At 46.3% G+C, this 16,649-nt stretch carries 15 protein-coding genes, 2 tRNA genes and 3 rRNA genes; 9 read left to right on the plus strand and 11 right to left on the minus strand.

All coding sequences use genetic code 11. From position 1 onward, the window contains the following. Positions 1-11: 11 nt before the first annotated feature. The 6 genes from KA713_19000 to rrf all read left to right on the plus strand — a co-directional run bounded on the left by KA713_19000 (position 12) and on the right by rrf (position 5,169). A 16S ribosomal RNA gene (locus tag KA713_19000) occupies positions 12-1,532 on the plus strand. A 125-nt stretch (positions 1,533-1,657) separates the two neighbouring features. Then, a tRNA-Ile gene (locus tag KA713_19005) sits at positions 1,658-1,731 on the plus strand. A 76-nt stretch (positions 1,732-1,807) separates the two neighbouring features. Further along, positions 1,808-1,881, plus strand: a tRNA-Ala gene (locus tag KA713_19010). 1 nt (position 1,882) lies between these two features. Then, positions 1,883-2,047, plus strand: coding sequence for a hypothetical protein (locus KA713_19015; GenBank protein ID UXE66510.1), 165 nt, complete (start codon positions 1,883-1,885; stop codon positions 2,045-2,047). A gap of 35 nt (positions 2,048-2,082) precedes the next feature. Next, positions 2,083-4,973, plus strand: a 23S ribosomal RNA gene (locus KA713_19020). Positions 4,974-5,056: 83 nt separating this feature from the next. Further along, positions 5,057-5,169: ribosomal RNA gene (gene rrf / locus KA713_19025) — 5S ribosomal RNA — on the plus strand. The 16S, 23S and 5S rRNA genes sit together here with 2 tRNA genes alongside, the layout of an rRNA operon. Positions 5,170-5,207: 38 nt before the next feature. On the opposite strand, the gene bioA is transcribed toward rrf, so the two are convergent. The 4 genes from bioA to KA713_19045 all read right to left on the minus strand — a co-directional run bounded on the left by bioA (position 5,208) and on the right by KA713_19045 (position 9,419). Continuing rightward, entirely contained in the window at positions 5,208-6,482 is a 1,275-nt protein-coding gene (bioA, locus tag KA713_19030; GenBank protein ID UXE66511.1) for an adenosylmethionine--8-amino-7-oxononanoate transaminase, read from the minus strand. After that, positions 6,479-7,081 carry a dethiobiotin synthase gene (gene bioD / locus KA713_19035; protein ID UXE66512.1) on the minus strand — a complete coding sequence of 201 codons (603 nt, stop codon included), beginning with the start codon at positions 7,079-7,081 and terminating at the stop codon, positions 6,479-6,481. The genes bioA and bioD overlap by 4 nt, the downstream gene beginning before the upstream one ends. Positions 7,082-7,369: 288 nt before the next feature. Beyond that, on the minus strand, positions 7,370-8,491 hold the full coding sequence (locus KA713_19040; GenBank protein UXE66513.1) for an 8-amino-7-oxononanoate synthase: 1,122 nt from the start codon (positions 8,489-8,491) through the stop codon (positions 7,370-7,372). A gap of 61 nt (positions 8,492-8,552) precedes the next feature. Further along, positions 8,553-9,419, minus strand: coding sequence for an SDR family oxidoreductase (locus tag KA713_19045; protein ID UXE69195.1), 867 nt, complete (start codon positions 9,417-9,419; stop codon positions 8,553-8,555). 422 nt (positions 9,420-9,841) lie between these two features. Here KA713_19045 and KA713_19050 point away from each other — a divergent pair, with 422 nt between their 5' ends. The 3 genes from KA713_19050 to KA713_19060 all read left to right on the plus strand — a co-directional run bounded on the left by KA713_19050 (position 9,842) and on the right by KA713_19060 (position 11,664). Beyond that, positions 9,842-10,210, plus strand: coding sequence for a PIN domain-containing protein (locus KA713_19050; GenBank protein ID UXE66514.1), 369 nt, complete (start codon positions 9,842-9,844; stop codon positions 10,208-10,210). Next, positions 10,207-11,160, plus strand: a complete 954-nt coding sequence (locus KA713_19055) for an OmpA family protein (GenBank protein UXE66515.1) — start codon at positions 10,207-10,209, stop codon at positions 11,158-11,160. Before KA713_19050 ends, KA713_19055 begins: the two co-directional genes overlap by 4 nt. A gap of 111 nt (positions 11,161-11,271) precedes the next feature. After that, the gene (locus KA713_19060; GenBank protein ID UXE66516.1) at positions 11,272-11,664 is read left to right on the plus strand and encodes a hypothetical protein; all 393 of its coding nucleotides are present in this window, start codon (positions 11,272-11,274) and stop codon (positions 11,662-11,664) included. A 137-nt stretch (positions 11,665-11,801) separates the two neighbouring features. On the opposite strand, the gene KA713_19065 is transcribed toward KA713_19060, so the two are convergent. From KA713_19065 to KA713_19095, 7 genes are all read right to left on the minus strand, one after another. Continuing rightward, complete coding sequence (locus tag KA713_19065; GenBank protein ID UXE66517.1) at positions 11,802-12,011, minus strand: hypothetical protein; 210 nt, start codon at positions 12,009-12,011, stop codon at positions 11,802-11,804. A gap of 238 nt (positions 12,012-12,249) precedes the next feature. After that, positions 12,250-13,080, minus strand: a complete 831-nt coding sequence (locus tag KA713_19070; protein ID UXE66518.1) for a hypothetical protein — start codon at positions 13,078-13,080, stop codon at positions 12,250-12,252. A gap of 158 nt (positions 13,081-13,238) precedes the next feature. Continuing rightward, entirely contained in the window at positions 13,239-13,706 is a 468-nt protein-coding gene (locus KA713_19075; GenBank protein UXE66519.1) for a hypothetical protein, read from the minus strand. Positions 13,707-14,079: 373 nt separating this feature from the next. Continuing rightward, positions 14,080-14,463, minus strand: coding sequence for a hypothetical protein (locus KA713_19080; GenBank protein UXE66520.1), 384 nt, complete (start codon positions 14,461-14,463; stop codon positions 14,080-14,082). Between the two features lie 377 nt (positions 14,464-14,840). Continuing rightward, the gene (locus KA713_19085; GenBank protein ID UXE66521.1) at positions 14,841-15,446 is read right to left on the minus strand and encodes a hypothetical protein; all 606 of its coding nucleotides are present in this window, start codon (positions 15,444-15,446) and stop codon (positions 14,841-14,843) included. 10 nt (positions 15,447-15,456) lie between these two features. Then, positions 15,457-15,867 carry a hypothetical protein gene (locus KA713_19090; GenBank protein ID UXE66522.1) on the minus strand — a complete coding sequence of 137 codons (411 nt, stop codon included), beginning with the start codon at positions 15,865-15,867 and terminating at the stop codon, positions 15,457-15,459. Between the two features lie 96 nt (positions 15,868-15,963). Then, complete coding sequence (locus KA713_19095; protein UXE66523.1) at positions 15,964-16,536, minus strand: Crp/Fnr family transcriptional regulator; 573 nt, start codon at positions 16,534-16,536, stop codon at positions 15,964-15,966. Positions 16,537-16,649 lie beyond the last annotated feature (113 nt).

The following is a 16,649-nucleotide window of genomic DNA, read 5'->3' on the forward strand; positions in this document are numbered from 1 at the left end:
CCAAAAGCAATACTATGGAGAGTTTGATCCTGGCTCAGGATGAACGCTAGCGGCAGGCCTAATACATGCAAGCCGGACGGCAAGCCGGGTAGCGATACCCGGCCTAGAGTGGCGCAAGGGTGCGCAACACGTATGCAACCTGCCCACGGCCGGGGCACAGCCCCCCGAAAGGGGGATTAACGCCCCATAGGAATAGGGGACGGCATCGTCCTTTATTTAAACCACGGGGCCGTGGATGGGCATGCGCTTGATTAGCTAGTTGGCGGGGCAACGGCCCACCAAGGCGATGATCAATAGGGGACCTGAGAGGGTGATCCCCCACACTGGCACTGAGATACGGGCCAGACTCCTACGGGAGGCAGCAGTAGGGAATATTGGACAATGGGTGCGAGCCTGATCCAGCCATGCCGCGTGCAGGAAGAAGGCCTTCTGGGTTGTAAACTGCTTTTGCCGGGGGATAAAAGACCCATGCGTGGGGAATTGAAGGTACCCGGTGAATAAGCCACGGCTAACTACGTGCCAGCAGCCGCGGTAATACGTAGGTGGCGAGCGTTGTCCGGATTTATTGGGTTTAAAGGGTGCGTAGGCGGTCCATTAAGTCAGTGGTGAAATACGGCAGCTCAACTGTCGAGGTGCCATTGATACTGAAGGACTTGAGTACAGTCGAGGTAGGCGGAATTGACGGTGTAGCGGTGAAATGCTTAGATATCGTCAAGAACACCGATAGCGAAGGCAGCTTGCTAGGCTGTAACTGACGCTGAGGCACGAAGGTGCGGGGATCAAACAGGATTAGATACCCTGGTAGTCCGCACAGTAAACGATGGTCACTCGGTGTTGGCGGTACACGGCCAGCGCCTTAGCGAAAGCGTTAAGTGACCCACCTGGGGAGTACGCCCGCAAGGGTGAAACTCAAAGGAATTGACGGGGGTCCGCACAAGCGGTGGAGCATGTGGTTTAATTCGATGGTACGCGAGGAACCTTACCTGGGCTAGAATGCCCCTGACAGGCGCAGAGATGCGCTTTTCCGCAAGGACAGGGAGCAAGGTGCTGCATGGCTGTCGTCAGCTCGTGCCGTGAGGTGTTGGGTTAAGTCCCGCAACGAGCGCAACCCCTGCCCTCAGTTGCCAGCACGTAAAGGTGGGGACTCTGAGGGGACTGCCCGCGCAAGCGGAGAGGAAGGAGGGGATGACGTCAAGTCATCATGGCCCTTACGCCCAGGGCTACACACGTGCTACAATGGCGCGCACAGCGTGTCGCGACCCGGTGACGGGGAGCCAATCACGAAAAGCGCGTCTCAGTTCGGATCGCAGGCTGCAACTCGCCTGCGTGAAGTTGGAATCGCTAGTAATCGCGCATCAGCAATGGCGCGGTGAATACGTTCCCGGACCTTGTACACACCGCCCGTCAAGCCATGGGAGCTGGGGGGACCTGAAGGCAGTTGCCGCGAGGCGCTGTTTAGGGTTAAACCGGTGACTGGGGCTAAGTCGTAACAAGGTAGCCGTACCGGAAGGTGCGGCTGGAACACCTCCTTTCTGGAGCGCCCGTGCCGGCACGCCTTTGGGCGTTCCGCGCACAGGGCAAGGACGGGCCCTCCCGCCCCCCTCTCTTTTTGCCCGCCTTTTCAAAGTCATTTTTCCGCACCGGCCACCGGCCACCGGGGCTTGTAGCTCAGGTGGTTAGAGCGCTACACTGATAATGTAGAGGTCCGTGGTTCGAGTCCACGCAGGCCCACGAAGTGGGAACTAAGTGGACGGGAAGTTTACCCCGATGGCTATCGGGGAGTCCACGCAGGCCCACTTGTTGAAAAGGGGGATTAGCTCAGCTGGCTAGAGCGCCTGCTTTGCAAGCAGGAGGTCATCGGTTCGACTCCGATATTCTCCACATGGGCCCAGCGAAAGGGGTGCGGGAACGAACACCGGCCGCCAAACGGGCTGCCGGGGGCGGGATAAAAGAGACAAAAAAGGCAAGGGCAGCGGAAATGCCGTGCCGCTATGCCGCCACAAGGGCGGCAAAAGTGTTCATTGACATGTTGGCAGAGAAAATGTAAGAGCATAGACAGGGGCGGCCGCGGGGCCGCGCCAAAAAGAAGTAATGAAGGGCGCATGGGGGATGCCTAGGCTCTCAGAGGCGAAGAAGGACGTGGTAAGCTGCGAAAAGCTGCGGGGACCCGCAAACGGGGTTTGATCCGCAGGTGTCCGAATGGGGCAACCCGTCACGCTGAAGGCGTGACACCCAGCAATGGGGGCAAACCCGGGGAACTGAAACATCTAAGTACCCGGAGGAAGAGAAAACAACAGTGATTGCGCCAGTAGTGGCGAGCGAACGCGCAAGAGCCCAAACCCGCCAAGTCAAGGCTTGGCGGGGGTTATAGGGCCACATAATCGAAACCGAGGGCGACATGAACCGGGTGGGAAACCGGGCCAAAGAGGGTGAGAGCCCCGTAAAGGAAGCCATAGGGGAGAGGTGGTACCCTGAGTAGGGCGGGGTCGGAGACGCCCCGTTTGAATTTGCCGGCACCATCCGGTAAGGCTAAACACTCCTGAGAGACCGATAGTGGACCAGTACTGTGAAGGAAAGGTGAAAAGCACCGTGAACAACGGGGTGAAAAGAGAACCTGAAACCATGCGCCTACAAGCGGTCGGAGCCAAGGGATTTGGTGACGGCGTGCCTTTTGCATAATGAGCCTACGAGTTGCCGTCACTGGCAAGGTTAACCCCGTTGACGGGGGGAGCCGGAGCGAAAGCGAGTCTGAACAGGGCGCACAGTCAGTGGGGGCAGACGCGAAACTTTGTGATCTACCCTTGGCCAGGGTGAAGCCCCGTTAACACGGGGTGGAGGCCCGAACCAGTAAGCGTTGAAAAGCTTTTGGATGAGCTGAGGGTAGGGGTGAAAGGCTAATCAAACTGAGAAATAGCTCGTACTCCCCGAAATGTCTTTAGGGACAGTGTGAGGGTCGAGTTTGCCGGAGGTAGAGCTACCGATAGGACTAGGGGGAGTCACATCCTACCAAATCCTGACGAACTCCGAATGCCGGCAAACATACCTTGCAATGAGGGCACGGGTGCTAAGGTCCGTGTCCGAGAGGGAAAGAACCCAGACCCACGGCTAAGGCCCCAAAATCCACATTAAGTTGAACTAAGGAGGTCCAGTTGCCGCGACAGCCAGGAGGTTAGCTTGGAAGCAGCTATCCCTTTAAAGAGTGCGTAACAGCTCACTGGTCGAGCGACAGGGCATCGATAATGATCGGGCATAAAATGTGGTGCCGAAGCTTGGGATTGTCCCGCGTGAGCGGGACAGTGGTAGGGGAGCATTCCAACAGCGGGGAAGCCAAGAGATGACTTTTGGTGGAGCGGTTGGAAAAGCAAATGTAGGCATAAGTAACGATAAGGCGGGTGAGAACCCCGCCCACCGATAGACTAAGGTTTCCGCGGCAATGTCAATCAGCCGCGGGTCAGTCGGGACCTAAGGGGAGGCCGAAAGGCGCACCCGATGGCAAACCGGTCAACATTCCGGTACCACCGCAGCGGGCGATGGGGCGAAGGAGGAGTGAAAGTCCCACGGCCTGACGGAACAGGCCGTTTAAGGGCGTAGGTACAGGGGGCGCAGGCAAATCCGCGCCCCTTGCCGAAACCCGAAAGTACCAGGAGGCCCCGGCCGAATGGAGCGGACGTAACCATGCTCCCGAGAAAACCCCCTAAGCACAACCGCTGTGGGGCCCGTACCGCAAACCGACACAGGTAGTCAAGGAGAATATCCTGAGGTGCTCGAGTGAATCATGGCCAAGGAACTCGGCAAATTAACCCTGTAACTTCGGGAAAAGGGGTGCCCCGCGCGAGCGGGGCCGCAGAGAAATGGCCCAGGCGACTGTTTAACAAAAACACATGGCTTTGCGAAATCGCAAGATGAAGTATAAGGCCTGACACCTGCCCGGTGCTGGAAGGTCAAGGGGGGGCGTCAGCCGCAAGGCGAAGCGCTGAACCGAAGCCCCAGTAAACGGCGGCCGTAACTATAACGGTCCTAAGGTAGCGAAATTCCTTGTCGGGTAAGTTCCGACCTGCACGAATGGTGTAACGATCTGGGCGCTGTCTCGGCCATGAGCTCGGTGAAATTGTAGTCACGGTGAAGATGCCGTGTACCCGTCACGGGACGGAAAGACCCCATGCACCTTTACTATAGCTTCGCATTGGCACTGGGGGGGTGATGTGTAGGATAGGCGGGAGGCGCTGATCCTGCCCCGCTAGGGGCAGGGGAGCCAACGGTGAAATACCGCCCTTTGCCTCCTTGGTGCCTAACCCCGCCTTTTGGCGCGGGACATTGCGTGGTGGGTAGTTTGACTGGGGTGGTCGCCTCCGAAAGTGTATCGGAGGCTTTCAAAGGTCCCCTCAGCACGGTTGGTAATCGTGCGCGGAGTGCAATAGCATAAGGGGGCTTGACTGTGAGACGGACATGTCGAGCAGGGGCGAAAGCTGGATATAGTGATCCGGTGGTCCTGCATGGAAGGGCCATCGCTCAAAGGATAAAAGGTACGCTGGGGATAACAGGCTGATCTCCCCCAAGAGCTCATATCGACGGGGAGGTTTGGCACCTCGATGTCGGCTCGTCACATCCTGGGGCTGGAGAAGGTCCCAAGGGTCGGGCTGTTCGCCCGTTAAAGTGGCACGCGAGCTGGGTTCAGAACGTCGTGAGACAGTTCGGTCCCTATCTGTGATGGGCGCTGGAAGCTTGAGGGGATCTGGCCTTAGTACGAGAGGACCGGGCTGGACCAACCCCTGGTGTACCGGTTGTGGCGCCAGCCGCACCGCCGGGTAGCCATGTTGGGCAGGGATAAGCGCTGAAAGCATCTAAGCGCGAAACCCGCCCCGAGATGAGGCTTCCTTTTAAGGGCCGTGGGAGATGACCACGTTGATAGGCCGCAGGTGCAAGGGCAGCGATGCCAGAGCCGAGCGGTACTAATTGCCCGGGCGCTTCGGGCGCGCCAGGCGCACCGCCCCTGTGGACCGCCCTTACGTTTCCTCTGCCGGCAGCATGTCAAAAAAAAGTGGACACTTGAAGAAATCAAGGTGACTGTGGCGGCAGGGCCACACCTCTTCCCATCCCGAACAGAGAAGTTAAGCCTGCCAGCGCCAATGGTACTAGGGTAAGACCCGGGAGAGTAGGCCGTTGCCTTTTTGCCACCAACAAAAAAGCCCCAAAAAACGGGGCTTTTTTTATGCGCGTGAACGAATGAACATTTCTATCTCAGAAAGCACTTCGTCCAATTCTAAGTTTGAAATAGTATAAGGTGGTACCACATAGATGATGTTGCCAAGTGGTCTAAGTAAAATATTCTTTGTCAGAAAGTAGTTGTAGATTTCTTTGCGCAGTGGATTCTGATAAGCAGTATTTTCTGGTGTTACCATTTCAATAGACAAAATCGTTCCAAGACTTTGGACTGATTTTACACTTATATTCTTTTTAATCGAAGCAACAAAATTTATAAATCGAGAGGAGATTAAATGGATTCTATCTTGGCAGTCTTGATTTGTTAAAAGAGAAAAACTAGCATTCGCGGCAGCACATGCCAATGGATTGCCCGTGTATGAATGCCCATGATAAAAGGTTTTGCTTGAAGAACTATCTTGGAATACTTTTTCAACTTTCTCTGAGCAACTAGTAACACCCAAAGGAAGTATGCCACCCGTTACCCCTTTTGATAGGGCAATAATATCGGGTTGGTTATTGAGATGGTCTGAAGCGAAATATTTTCCGGTTCGGCAGAAGCCCGTAAATACTTCATCGGCAATACAAATCACATTGTGTTGATGCGCAATTGAAATCAACTCATCCAATAATTCAGCGCGATAGATTCGCATGCCAGTTGCACCTTGTACCAGCGGCTCGAAGATAAAAACACCGACATCGCCTTTCTTCACCAGTTTTTTAAAATCATCAATTACTTCCGTTTCCTTTTCTTGGTAGGGGAAGTCAATAAAATCTACCTCAAATAAATACTTGTTAAATGGTGTGATAAAAATATCTCGCGCACCCACCGACATTGAACCAAAGGTATCGCCATGATAAGACCCTTCGATGGCGATCACTCTTGTTTTATTCGTGATGTTTTGATTGTGCCAATATTGAATGGCCATCTTTAATGCCACTTCTACTGCAGTACTGCCATCATCGGAAAGAAAAATTTTCGACTGATTTTTAGGAAGAATGGACAATAGATTTTCAGCTAATAGAATAGCAGGCTCATGCGTGAAACCTGCAAAGATTACATGCTCTAACTTGCTTGCTTGGTGGGCAATGGCTTTTGCAATTACTGGGTTGCTGTGACCGTGAAGATTGACCCACCACGAGGAAATTGCATCGATTATTTTTCTCCCATCGTGGGTGTGAAGGTAAACACCTTCTGCAGAAGTTATCAATAAAGGATCTTCTTCTTGATAGGCAGTAAACGGATGCCAGATATATTTTTTGTCTTTCTCTTGTAGCGTCATACTAATTTTTGGCGAATTTTTTCGGCATAAAAGTTCACCATTTCTTTGTTCATTTCTTTTTCGTCTTTGATGTGCCAAATGAATTTGTACCTAGAATGTTTTAAAATGATTCGCTCGCTTTCGGGGTTGGATTGGCCGTTGAAAATAATGCCAGCTATTGGGAGTTGTAGTTGATTCAACAAATTAACCGTTAACAAGGTGTGATTGATGCTGCCTAAGTAAAGATTGGAAACCAAAATAATTGGACACCCAAATTGTTTTGCCAAATCAATCACAAAGTCATTGTCGTTTAGCGGTACTAAACAACCGCCTGCACCTTCGATGATAAGATTGTTGTTTGTTGTTGGAAAACTAATCTTTGATTTATCAATTACGATATTGTCGATTTTGGCAGAAGCATGTGGAGAAGCGGGCGTATTAAGCAGATAGGCTTCTGGATGAATGACTGTATTTGGAACTAATTTTGAAATGGTGTCTGCATCGCGCGGGAAACCTGCTTGTATGGGTTTCCAATAATCGGCACCTAATGCTTTGCACAAAATTGCTGACACCACTGTTTTGCCAGAGTCGGTGCCGATGGCAGTAACAAAATAATTCATTGAACTATTTAAAATTTCCCACAAGATAACTGTAAAATATTTTAGTAATTATTACTCTATTCAAAGATGCAGAGCTGCAAATGTTTCTAATGGCTCGAGGGAATTGTTCTAGATGGATAAAGGCAAGGGATAGGAATGAAAAGCCCGCTAAGGGGTGGTGGTGTGCGGAGCGGACTTGTAATGGATAGCCTGCCTTTGCCGAAGCGGCTTCGCGCAGGCAGGCCCGACCCGTGAGCGTAAGGATTAGCGATGGCAGGGATGCCGCCAACACTTTTTTAAACCCCTTTTTCAAAATTTATTTAAAGTCTCGACTAATGTATCAATTTCCGTTTCCGTGTTGAAGGAATGCAAGCAAATGCGCAACCGCTCGGTGCCAGCTTTGACTGTTGGTGAGCGGATGCCCTTGCAATCAATGCCAACAGAATCTAAACAGCATGCAAGGGCCATCACTTCTTTATTGCCAGGCAACATCACCGACTGAATGGCTGATGTGCTTTCAATTTTTTGATACGAAAGTTTTTTGCTTCGAATTAAAAAATAGTTAATTCGCTCTTGCAATGCTTTTTGAAGATGAATATTATTTTGTAAAAATTGAAATGCGTGCTTGATGGCAAGCAAACTATGTGGTGGCATGGCGGTAGAGTAAATAAATGGCCGAGCGAAATTGATGAGATAATTTTTCAGTGTATGTGAGCCAACTACGCATGCCCCGTGCGCGCCCATGGCTTTGCCAAAGGTGTAAATACGAATTGGGATTTTTTCTGCCACACCTTTTTCTATGGCTAAACCACTTCCGTTTTTTCCGAAGCTGCCGGTGCTGTGGGCTTCGTCTAAAATAATAGCGGCATCAAATCTTTCTGCCAGTCTTACCAACTCTTGCAAGGGGCAATAATTTCCGTCCATTGAGTAAAGCGATTCTACCGCAATAAACCTTTTGCCCGAAGAAGAATTGAGTTTGGTTTCTAAATCCTGTAAATCGTTGTGATTAAACTTAACACGAGAGGCTTTGCTCAGCCGCATGCCATCGTGCATGCATGCGTGCACGAGTTCGTCATAAAAAATAATATCGCCTTCTTGCGGGATGCACGACAGCACAGCTGTGTTGGCGGCATAGCCAGAATTGAAAAGCAACGTAGTATCGCTTTCAAAAATTCTGCTCAAAAAATATTCCGTCTCTTCTGCCAGTTCGCTGTTGCCTGCCAATAATCGGGAACCAGTTGATCCATTAAAAGGCGCAGGTAATGAGCTCAACTCGTTTAAAACTCTTTGATGAATTTCTGCCGACCGAGCTAAGCCCAAATAATCATTGGAAACAAAATCGATTTTGTTATTTGAAATCGTCAGCTCGCGGTAATTGCCTTTCTCTTTTCGGTCGCTCAGTTTTTGTTCGAGCCAATTTTCTAGGTACATCTTACTTCTTTTTTATTAGCCACAAATTCACAGATTGTAATTCTGTAAACTGAGGATAATTTTATTTTCCCCTCGATTTTTCAATCATATCCCACATGGTTTCGGGTATTGTCTCAAGGTGGCTGAACTCGCCACCGTTTCGCAGCCACTCGCCACCATCAATGGTGATCACCTCACCGTTTACGTACCCAGAATAATCTGACATCAAGTATGCAGCTAAGTTTGCAAGCTCTTGATGCTCGCCCACGCGCTTTAGCGGCACTCGCTCCGCTGGATCGAATTTCTTTACCAAGTCACCGGGCAAAAGTCGGCTCCATGCGCCTTCTGTGGGGAAGGGGCCTGGCGCGATGGCGTTGCTCCTGATTTTGTATTTCGCCCACTCTACGGCCAGCGACCGCGTGAGCGCTAACACACCCGCTTTGCCGCAAGCCGAGGGTACTACATAACCTGAGCCTGTCCATGCATAGGTTGTCACAATGTTTAAAAACACGCCCGGCTGCTTTTTGGTAATCCAATTTTTACCAGCGGCTAATGTTACATAATATGTGCCTTTCAGCACAATGTCCACCACAATATCGAACGCACGGTGCGAGAGCCGCTCGGTAGGGCTAATAAAATTGCCCGCAGCATTGTTGAGCACACCGTGAATGGGGCCGAAACGATTCTCTGTTTCGCTGATTACTTTTTCAATCTCTTCGTACTTGCGGATGTCGCACGCCAACGGCAACACCTTGCCGCCCGTTTGTTGCTCCAATTCGGCTGCTGTTTTGGCGAGTACATCTAATTTACGACTGGTGATGACCAAGTTAGCGCCCAACTCCAACAGATATTTGCCCATCGATTTGCCGAGGCCTGTGCCACCGCCCGTAATGATGATGGTTTTGCCTTTGAATGAGTCTGGTTTCAACATGCCTTCCATATTTTTAATTTTTTAGTTTCTGTTTTTTCTAGCCAGCCGAAGTATTTCACAAAGAATAGGCGGCATCCCTTCCGCCCGCATTCTATCGCTCACGGGTCAAGCTGCACGCTACAAGTCCGTCAACCAGTATTCAACCCACTTCGGGCTTTTTGCTGCCCTCCCTTGGCTATGCCAGCACCAAACTCCTGCAAACTTTTTAGCTTGTGGATTTGGTCAGCATTTCAAGACGTAAACTACGAATTGATTTTAATTTTAGATATTTGTAAGCAAAATTTCCTTCATGACCATCATTACAAAGAAGTCTTCTAAACGAGCCATTTCAAAAGTATTGAATAAAATCAAGCCAAAGAAAGAAGGGATTGATATGACTAAGTTTGCCGGAAAGTTGCGGTGGAAGGGCGATGCACTGAAGATTCAACAAGAAATGAGAAATGAGCAAAAGTTTAGTAGTAGATACCAACATTGTTATCTATGCCTTGCAAGGCTCTCCTCACATTACTTCTCTGCTCAATAATCAGAAATTGATTATTTCTTTTGTAACGGAGATAGAGTTATTATCCTGGCCAAAAGCTACTGCTCAAGATGAGCGATTGATACAGGAGTTTATTGAAGCTTGTTCGCTAGCCGACTATTCAAGTTTGTTGAAACAAAAGGTAATTGAATTTAGAAAAAGATATAAACTGAAGATGGCAGATGCCTTTGTGGCAGTAACAGCCGTTCTTTTAGACATACCCTTGGCTTCTTCTGATAGTGTGTTTGGCAAATTAACAGAACTAAATTTTATTAAAATAGACGTATGAATTTAAAGACAGTAGTTTCGATTTTCCTTGTAGTGGTTATAGCTAGTTCTTGTATCGTCAGCAAAAAGAAATTTGATGATGTGCTGGCACAAAAAATAAAAGCCGAAGGCGATTTGGCCGACCGCAACAAAGAATTAGAAAAAGCCAATGCCTCACTTGCCGACCTGAATGAATCCATCAAAAAGATACAACAAGATACGGCCAACCTCAATCAGGTGTACAGAGCCAACCAGAAAAAGCTGAACAACCTAAATACCGAATACAATCAATTGAATGCCAACTATAAAAATCTGCTCACCAATAGTGGCAAACTGAACCGCGATGTGGCCCAACAGCGCGACCAGTTATTGGCGATTCAAGAAAATCTAGACAAAACCCGTAAGAAAAATGATTCGCTCAGCTACAGTTTGCAAGAGCGCGAGAAAAAAGTAAAAGAACTGGAGCAAGTGCTGGCCAATAAAGATAAGGCCGTACAAAACCTAAAAAACAAAATCACCAATGCCTTATTGAACTTTAAAGAGAACGACCTGACCGTGAAAGTGAAAAACGGAAAAGTATATGTTTCGCTCTCTGAGCAATTGCTGTTTGCTTCGGGCAGCATTGAAGTAGATGCCAAAGGCGTGGGTGCCTTGCAACAATTAGCCAAGGCACTGAAAGACCAAAAAGATATTCAAATGATGATAGAAGGCCACACCGACAATGTGCCCATCTCAAAAAAATCTGCCTACATGGAAGACAATTGGGATTTGAGCGTGCTGCGCGCCACCTCCATCAGCAAAATCTTAATCAACGCGGGCATATCGCCCAAGCAAATTACCGCAGCGGGCAAAGGAGAGTTTTCACCCTTGGCTTCCAACGACATGGCACAGAACAAGCAAAAAAACCGGAGAACAGAAATCATTGTGACCCCTAATCTCGATGAGTTGTTTAAGATTTTGGATGCAAACTAGTTTGGGATTTTAAATCCTATTTATCTGGAGTTCGATCCTGCATAAGGCGGGACAAATGTCGAATAGCTCGTGTTGAGCTTAAATCGGTAGTGTTGGCAAACCGTTTTTTAAATGATTCTATACACAAAAAAGATACTAAAGACACTGATTGTGATCTATTCGATCATTATTGTTTTCCATAGCTGCATCCTCCTGAAAATTATAGCCTATGAAATCACGTGGGGTGGACGCCTTCAAAGCGATCAAGAGATGTATGTCTTCGAAACAGCTTCCATCACCATCAACCTTTTTTTGATATGGACGCTATTGATGAAAGGTGATTTTGTAAAATTTAAATTCCCTGTTAAAGTGATCCATGTCATACTTTGGATTTTTGTAGTGGTGTTTACTCTCAATACTGTCGGCAACATCTTTGCAAAAACATTTCTTGAAAAAGGTTTTGCTGTAATGACTTTGGGTTCGGCCTTGGCAATAGGATTTGTATTGCGAAGGCCAGCGGTCTAAGACTTTTCTTTGTTCTTACGTTGTGAAGATTGTTGGTCGGAGACCAAAAATAACTCTGGAATTTGTTATGTTCAGTATAAGGGAACAGCCATGACTAAAACTATGCGGGTGATTATTTAATAAGTTCTTTCAAGGATTCAGCTCAAAAAACTCAATCTTAATTTTTCGTAGGGCATTTCCACTTCCATGTAAACGGGTGCATCGTTGATACTTTGATAGTTCAACTCAACAATGCACTTCAGGCTGTTTTGCGGACTAGGATACACACGACCAATGTTGGCCACGTTGATCAACTCGGTTTTGGTCTGCTCCTCATCGGAAACGGTGAGCTCGATAAATTTAGTCATTGCGGTGAATGGTAAACAATTATTCACGCAAGGTACTATTGTTTAGTTTAAATCTTTTAAACGCATTAGGTGTTTATCTCCAAAATGATAAGTTAAATGTATTAAGACGTCATTTAAAAAGTAGGCAGTAGGCAGTCACCAGTAGGCAGTCACCGCCAGTCCTATAATGCACACTTTATCCTGCCCACTGCCGACTTTATAGCCCCGTACGCCAAAGTACAGTTAACATAACACTAGTCTAATTCCTCCTTCTTCCCGTCTGAACAGCTCTGGTTGTCTTTACTCGTCCGGTTCCGCGATGATGTACGCGCACCGTCCGCGTAGTGCGGTAATGTGTCACCGCTGCGGTGTGACGTGTGCGCACAGTTACAGATGTAACGCGATGAGGTACATACACCCGATGTGCCCGCACCACCCGGTGGTTTGAGACCACCACATACCTGCTGCGGTACGGTGCACGATACGCATAAAATGCGCGGTAACGAATCGGTCTCCAGGGCCTCCACCATCCGGGATAAGCTCTCCAGCGATACGGTGAAACCCACACACCATACGCAGGCCCATACACGTACCGCACACTGGGCCACGCCCACACATTCACCACCACCTGACTGCGGCTGGTGCCTGCATTGGTCACTACTTCTTCGGTTGGCTCTACAATGGTTTGCTCGCCATACATATCTTCATCTCCTACAATCTGCGCTACGGCTTTATCGTTGCCGGTCTTCTCTAACTCAATCACTGCAATGTCCTGATTTTCATTTTCCGAAACGGCCACCTGCAAAACGAACGCATGGGCGTCTTTCTTAGTTTGATCGATCACGTTGATATAATCGGTTTCGCCATCGCCATTCAAATCTAGGTTATTCACTTTACTGTCCTCGGTGTTGAGCATCTTTTCAAATTCTTCCGGTGAGGTTGATTTTTTAAACAACTCCAAAGCTCCTTCCAAACTAAAGTTATCTCCCGGCAGTCCTGTAGAGTCTGCTGCTGCGATGGTTTGTGCCTTTCCGGACAGTGAGGCTGCTAGTACCACGACTAGTACGCCAATATTTCTGAAGTGTATCATATTTCTGATTTTCAATGTGTAAGATAAGACGTGTATTCTGATTAGAGTCGAAAAATTGGGTAAAGTTTAATTGAGTGGGGGAAAATAGATGGGGAATTTAAATAAAAATCGCTCCTCTGTGATCAAGCCGACCGATGGGTATTCCAGATTAAAAGACTCTATTCCAATTCAATAGTAATTATTGTATCACGCGGACCCAATGCGGATGCCAAACTAGTCGCATCGTCTACCTCTCCTAATTTTGTATAACTGTAAGATGTTGAAAACATTTTGTAGAATAAAACCAAGGTCTCTGACCCGTACAGCATAAGGTCTCCATTTCTTATCGTTTTTGGGTTGGACGGGTTTGTCGGGAGACTTTTTTGCAAGTCACAATATTTCTCATTTCCATTCAGTTCAATCATTTTGATTTTCAGGGGCAACATTTCCCTGAATGCTTTTGCTGTGTTATTGTCTAAAAGAGTAGCTGTAAAAGTTTGAGTGTTAACAGTTATTTTGATTTTTACTTTTGTCATTTCGTTATTGCTTTTAATATGGATAATGTCACCGTCTTTGCCGCAAAATGATGATGCCATTGTAATTACTGATACAAAGATCAAATAAATATAGTGTGAATGTTTCGTCATGGTAAGTAGCTTGAGCGAATGATTTTAACCGTTATATTTCTTTAAGCGCTTTTGCTGGGATCGCCTACAATTGTATTGTGAGGAACATTTGATTTCCACGAAACAAAACGTTGAACGAAGATAACACTTTGAACCTACACGTCACCCCACCATTGCACAAACATTTTGATGTAGCTCGTGCGCGTCCACCGTTGGCTAGCTTGGACTTGTCTCAAGTCCACCGATAATTATATAGTTTGTTGCAAACGAGTCCGCTTATAGTAGTAGCGTTGTGAAATTCAGTCAGCAAGGTTGAATCTACTTTTTGGGTTTTAGTCCAATGTCAGCCTTGCCAAACCGATGTTAGACGTTTGTTGTTCTGTAAGTTCATTGTTTAATTTTTTTTTGATGTTATTAAAAAAATAGCCAGACCAATTAATAGAATTAACGATGCTAAGATGTCAATTACCATCACTTTCTTAAGTTCTGAACTAATGCCCCTGTCAATCAAGAAATAAAGTAAAATAAATGATGTCATACTAATTAGTCCAGCAATAGTTGCGATTTCATAATACTTTTTAACTATTGATGAAAAAATCATCAGTCCGCCAATTATTCCAAACAAGATTGCACGATGTCGTAGTAGCAATTCATAGTTTGCATTAGGTATTTCAATGCCATAAGATTTAGAAATCTTATATGGAAGAAACGCCAGCATTGAAGGGAGTAGGTTAATTAAACCAGCTACGAAAAGGGTTATTCTGTAAATTAGTTCCATGTTTCTTCAATTTTCTTTTCAATAATTTACTATGCGTTCTTCCTGCGGAAACAAAACAGAGTCGGCTTGGTCGTCACTGTCCGAGGAAGTCAATGTCTTTGCGCATGAGTTACTACGATTCATGTTTGCGCATCGGTGGGCTTACGAAGCCGCGCTTTGTCCCATGAACACAAACGTTGGTTTGATAAAAATACTAAAATTTAACCTGACGCTCAGCCAGAACGCAAACATTTTGTTGGCGGTTGTTGGGCTTCGTCCCTCAGGGTCAGTTGTTCTTTATTCTTTTCGATCGTTTTGTTTGAAATCACAGGGAAGTCAACTGACCACGAAGCCCAACTTCATTTTTTTCATGGAAGCTGGCCTCTGTTACCTGCTGCTTAGTTTTCTTTAAGAACTTCTCTTAGGCCACGAAGTGTTATAAAAGGGAGTTCGGCAATTGAATTGTTTGCCAACCAAGTTGGGATATTATCCCCAGGTTCGGAGTGAAACTCGTAGGTTATTTCTGTCTTGCCATCCAGTGGCTTTAATAAAAGGTATCCATCCGCTTTTTGCATCCTCGCGATTCCTTTTTTCACTGGAATATAATTGGGCAGTCCATTCAGGGCTATCTCTACAACTCCTGAATTGAGCAAATTAATAGACATTCTATAAACCATGTCTCGATTGGCGAATGGCCATGGAAATTTGGTCTCAACATAGTTATACTGAACGCTATCCTCTTGATTAATAAGCTTTGATGTTTTTGTATAGCCATACCACTTAGTATAGTTGTCTGCATCTTTCAACTTACCGATTATTTCATCTGTTGATGCTTCAACCTTTGCAACAGCTTTAAATGATTTGAAGGCAGAAACCTTCTCAGTTCTTGTATAAACTACTATCCCGTCTTCATTCTTGGCCACTACCCACGATGATTGAGAGAATGAATCCAATGAAATGAGCAACAGGAGACTCAATAGTAAGACAACCGTGCTATTGTTCATAATCTTAAGGTTAGAGAATATTTTCTTTGGTCTTGAATAACCTGAAGAAGTAGTAAATAAAGAGAAGACCAAAAATGAAATCGCCAATGATGACCACGAAGACGATAGGTCCGGCAATACCTGAAAAATAAAATTTCAGCAGAGAAATAGCGAAGCCAATTTTTCCAATACCACCCACAATCACAATTCCGGTATGCTTTAATGGGTTATAGGCCACAATCGAGTACCCGATGAAATAAACGAGGGTGGTACCCCAGGCACCCTGATAGATAGCATAGTAAAGAGGGTCTGTTAATTCTCTGTTGAAAAAACCTTGAAAGGTATAGGCCGTATTGAAATAGCCAAAAATTGCACCTATTAGATTCCACAAAGCAGAAACGATGAAGAATACTTTGAAAAAATTAATTTCTTTACTTTCCATTACACATAGTATTTAGGAGTACTGGGTTTGTTAAACTATATCGCAAAGAAGAGCAATCAAAAAGTTCTGTGCATTTACATATGTAAAGAAATGCCTTTATCTAGCCATTTTTTTCCTGATTCTACTCAATTGGGTAGCACTGATGCCAAGGTAAGAAGCAATGTGATACTGCGGTATTTCCAATTCAATTCCTGGATATTCATTTTGGAGAATCAAATAGCGTTTGTCGGCATCAAGCAAGGCCATCTCGATTTCCTTTTTTTCGTTACTCAAAAAGTAACCTTCCGCAATAATTCTCCTCAGCCTTTCTATCTCCCAGTTGCCTTCTGATAATTCTTCAATTTTCAGAAATGAGGCTTTCCAGATTTTGCAATCTGTCAGCGCTTGTTGAGCAACAGCATTTCTTTGCTTACTGATAAGTGATGCATATGAGCCTATGATGGACGGGGCCGAAAAGAATGTTTTGTTATATTCTTTGCCATCACCATTGATGTAATATGCCCTTACAATACCAACTTCTAAAAAAGCAATTTCCTTAGCAAACTCCCCTTTACGAATAAAATATTCTTCCTTTTTGAGTTCATCATAAATAAAAACTTTACTCATCAAACCGACAGTCTTCTCAGAAAGAGGCATAATACTATTGAAGAATGCAACCATGTTCTCCATACTAGATTAGATGAATTTGATAGTTGTGAAGGTACAGATATCGTTTGTGTTTTTAACGCTGCTGCTTTAGAAGTGCGTATTTTTCTACAACACAATGTAAATATAAATTTTAG

This window comes from Chryseotalea sp. WA131a (genome assembly GCA_025370075.1).
Lineage (GTDB): Bacteria > Bacteroidota > Bacteroidia > Cytophagales > Cyclobacteriaceae > ELB16-189.

Coding starts and splice junctions, on each gene's coding strand:
- KA713_19085 (UXE66521.1), bottom strand. CDS start 15,446: ATGAACAATAGCACGGTTGTCTTACTATTGAGTCTCCTGTTGCTCATT.
- KA713_19080 (UXE66520.1), bottom strand. CDS start 14,463: ATGGAACTAATTTACAGAATAACCCTTTTCGTAGCTGGTTTAATTAAC.
- bioA (UXE66511.1), bottom strand. CDS start 6,482: ATGACGCTACAAGAGAAAGACAAAAAATATATCTGGCATCCGTTTACT.
- KA713_19090 (UXE66522.1), bottom strand. CDS start 15,867: ATGGAAAGTAAAGAAATTAATTTTTTCAAAGTATTCTTCATCGTTTCT.
- KA713_19050 (UXE66514.1), top strand. CDS start 9,842: ATGAGCAAAAGTTTAGTAGTAGATACCAACATTGTTATCTATGCCTTG.
- bioD (UXE66512.1), bottom strand. CDS start 7,081: ATGAATTATTTTGTTACTGCCATCGGCACCGACTCTGGCAAAACAGTG.
- KA713_19075 (UXE66519.1), bottom strand. CDS start 13,706: ATGACGAAACATTCACACTATATTTATTTGATCTTTGTATCAGTAATT.
- KA713_19095 (UXE66523.1), bottom strand. CDS start 16,536: ATGGAGAACATGGTTGCATTCTTCAATAGTATTATGCCTCTTTCTGAG.
- KA713_19060 (UXE66516.1), top strand. CDS start 11,272: ATGATTCTATACACAAAAAAGATACTAAAGACACTGATTGTGATCTAT.
- KA713_19055 (UXE66515.1), top strand. CDS start 10,207: ATGAATTTAAAGACAGTAGTTTCGATTTTCCTTGTAGTGGTTATAGCT.
- KA713_19070 (UXE66518.1), bottom strand. CDS start 13,080: ATGATACACTTCAGAAATATTGGCGTACTAGTCGTGGTACTAGCAGCC.
- KA713_19065 (UXE66517.1), bottom strand. CDS start 12,011: ATGACTAAATTTATCGAGCTCACCGTTTCCGATGAGGAGCAGACCAAA.
- KA713_19015 (UXE66510.1), top strand. CDS start 1,883: ATGGGCCCAGCGAAAGGGGTGCGGGAACGAACACCGGCCGCCAAACGG.
- KA713_19040 (UXE66513.1), bottom strand. CDS start 8,491: ATGTACCTAGAAAATTGGCTCGAACAAAAACTGAGCGACCGAAAAGAG.